Here is a 3,223-nt window from a genome sequence, read left to right as displayed (position 1 = left end):
CGGCACCCGTCATGGGGTGTCACTGCCATCTGAATGTATAGGGTGGTGGAGGTAACGCGGGGAAGTGAAACATCTCAGTACCCGTAGGAAGAGAAAACAAAAGTGATTCCGTGAGTAGTGGCGAGCGAAAGCGGAGGAGGCTAAACCGTGCATGTGTGATACCTGGCAGGGGTTGCGTGCGCGGGGTTGTGGGACCCACCTTATCCAGTCTGCCAGCTGGGTGGAAAGTCATAAAACACGTTTGTTAGTCGAACCAGTTTGGGAAACTGGACCGTAGACCGTGAGAGTCGGGTAGGCGAAAACGGCGTGTCTTTCTTGGTGGTGTTCCCGAGTAGCAGCGAGCTCGTGGAATTTGCTGTGAATCTGGCGGGACCACCCGCTAAGCCTAAATACTCCCTGATGACCGATAGCGGACTAGTACCGTGAGGGAAAGGTGAAAAGTACCCCGGGAGGGGAGTGAAAGAGTACCTGAAACCGTGTGCCTACAAGCCGTCAGAGCAACCGTTGCAGTTGTGATGGCGTGCCTTTTGAAGAATGAGCCTGCGAGTTAGTGGTGCGTGGCGAGGTTAACCCGTGTGGGGTAGCCGTAGCGAAAGCGAGTCTGAACAGGGCGTTTAGTCGCGTGCTCTAGACCCGAAGCGGAGTGATCTACCCATGGCCAGGGTGAAGCGACGGTAAGACGTCGTGGAGGCCCGAACCCACCAGGGTTGAAAACCTGGGGGATGAGCTGTGGGTAGGGGTGAAAGGCCAATCAAACTCCGTGATAGCTGGTTCTCCCCGAAATGCATTTAGGTGCAGCGTCACATGTTTCACGCCGGGGGTAGAGCACTGGATGGTCTAGGGGGCCTACAAGCTTACCGAAATCAACCAAACTCCGAATACCGGTGTGTGAGAGTGTGGCAGTGAGACTGCGGGCGATAAGGTTCGTGGTCGAGAGGGAAACAGCCCAGAACGCCAGCTAAGGCCCCTAAGTGTGCGCTAAGTGGGAAAGGATGTGGGGTCGCCCAGACAACCAGGAGGTTGGCTTAGAAGCAGCCACCCTTGAAAGAGTGCGTAATAGCTCACTGGTCAAGTGGTCCTGCGCCGACAATGTAGCGGGGCTTAAGCGTACCGCCGAAGCTGTGTCATTCACACAATACATCCGCTTCCGCCTTCGGGTGGTTGTGCAGTGGTGTGGATGGGTAGGGGAGCGTCCTGCATCCGGGGAAGCAGCGGAGTGATCCAGCTGTGGAGGGTGTGGGAGTGAGAATGCAGGCATGAGTAGCGAAAGCAGAGTGAGAAACTCTGCCGCCGGATGACCAAGGGTTCCTGGGCCAGGTTAATCCGCCCAGGGTAAGTCGGGACCTAAGGCGAGGCCGACAGGCGTAGTCGATGGACAACGGGTTGATATTCCCGTACCCGTGTGGATGCGCCCATGGCGAGCCCGGTGATACTAACCACCCAAAGCCTTCGACGACCTTCGGGTTGTTGGAGGTGGAGCGTGGGACCTGAACCGGTAGTAGCCAAACGATGGGGTGACGCAGGAGGGTAGCTCCGCCAGCAGTTGGTGTCTGGTGTAAGCGTGTAGGGAGTACCGTAGGCAAATCCGCGGTGCACATATCCTGAGACGTGATGCATAGCCGAATGAGGCGAAGTAGAGTGATCCCATGCTGCCGAGAAAAGCCTCTAGTGAGTGTCCATGCGGCCCGTACCCCAAACCGACACAGGTGGTCAGGTAGAGAATACCAAGGCGATCGGGTGAACTGTGGTTAAGGAACTCGGCAAAATGCCCCCGTAACTTCGGGAGAAGGGGGGCCACAGCGCTTGAAGCCCCGTTGCGGGCTAGGGCGAGGTGGCCGCAGAGACCAGCGAGAAGCGACTGTTTACTAAAAACACAGGTCCGTGCGAAGTCGCAAGACGATGTATACGGACTGACGCCTGCCCGGTGCTGGAACGTTAAGAGGACCGGTTAGTCCACTTTGTGGGCGAAGCTGAGAATTTAAGCGCCAGTAAACGGCGGTGGTAACTATAACCATCCTAAGGTAGCGAAATTCCTTGTCGGGTAAGTTCCGACCTGCACGAATGGCGTAACGACTTCTCGACTGTCTCAACCACAGGCCCGGCGAAATTGCACTACGAGTAAAGATGCTCGTTACGCGCGGCAGGACGGAAAGACCCCGGGACCTTTACTATAGCTTGGTATTGGTGCTTGGTTCGGCTTGTGTAGGATAGGTGGGAGACTGTGAAGCTCATACGCCAGTATGGGTGGAGTCAATCTTGAAATACCACTCTGGTCGTACTGGGTGTCTAACTTCGGACCGTGATCCGGTCCAGGGACAGTGCCTGGTGGGTAGTTTAACTGGGGCGGTTGCCTCCCAAAGAGTAACGGAGGCGCCCAAAGGTTCCCTCAGCCTGGTTGGCAATCAGGTGTCGAGTGCAAGTGCACAAGGGAGCTTGACTGTGAGACCGACGGGTCGAGCAGGGACGAAAGTCGGGACTAGTGATCCGGCACCACCTGGTGGAAGGGGTGTCGCTCAACGGACAAAAGGTACCCCGGGGATAACAGGCTGATCTTGCCCAAGAGTCCATATCGACGGCATGGTTTGGCACCTCGATGTCGGCTCGTCGCATCCTGGGGCTGGAGTAGGTCCCAAGGGTTGGGCTGTTCGCCCATTAAAGCGGCACGCGAGCTGGGTTTAGAACGTCGTGAGACAGTTCGGTCCCTATCCGCCGCGCGCGTAGGAGACTTGAGGAAGGCTGTCCCTAGTACGAGAGGACCGGGACGGACGAACCTCTGGTGTGCCAGTTGTCCTGCCAAGGGCACGGCTGGTTGGCTACGTTCGGGAGGGATAACCGCTGAAGGCATCTAAGCGGGAAGCCTGTTCCAAGATGAGGTCTCCCACCCTTTGTGGGTTAAGGCCCCCCACTAGACCATGGGGTTGATAGGCCAGAGATAGAAGCGCAGTAATGTGTGGAGTTGACTGGTACTAACAGGCCGAGGACTTTCCACAAACGATCAAATTTGTTTTGTTTCGCATCCACTATGCAACTCTGAAACACCAACCAGTGTTTCGAGCCGGTTTGGCTGGCTCCGCTGGTTGTTAGTTTCATAGTGTTACGGCGGCTATAGCGGTGGGGAAACGCCCGGTCCCATTCCGAACCCGGAAGCTAAGCCCACCAGCGCCGATGGTACTGCACTCGCCAGGGTGTGGGAGAGTAGGACACCGCCGGACATCCTTTCCAA

General features: G+C 56.7%; 2 rRNA genes (1 of these 2 cut by a window edge). Both read left to right on the top strand.

Annotated features, from left to right (window positions below):
* A 23S ribosomal RNA gene (locus ACIBVP_RS45645) occupies positions 1 to 2,991 on the top strand (it extends 228 nt beyond the left edge of the window).
* 104 nt (positions 2,992 to 3,095) lie between these two features.
* Positions 3,096 to 3,212: ribosomal RNA gene (rrf, locus tag ACIBVP_RS45640) — 5S ribosomal RNA — on the top strand.
* Positions 3,213 to 3,223: the final 11 nt, after the last annotated feature.

It is taken from the genome of Actinophytocola sp. NPDC049390 (genome assembly GCF_044466355.1).
In the GTDB taxonomy this organism is placed as follows: Bacteria; Actinomycetota; Actinomycetes; order Mycobacteriales; family Pseudonocardiaceae; genus Actinophytocola.
This window is presented reverse-complemented; position numbering and strand designations above follow the sequence as displayed.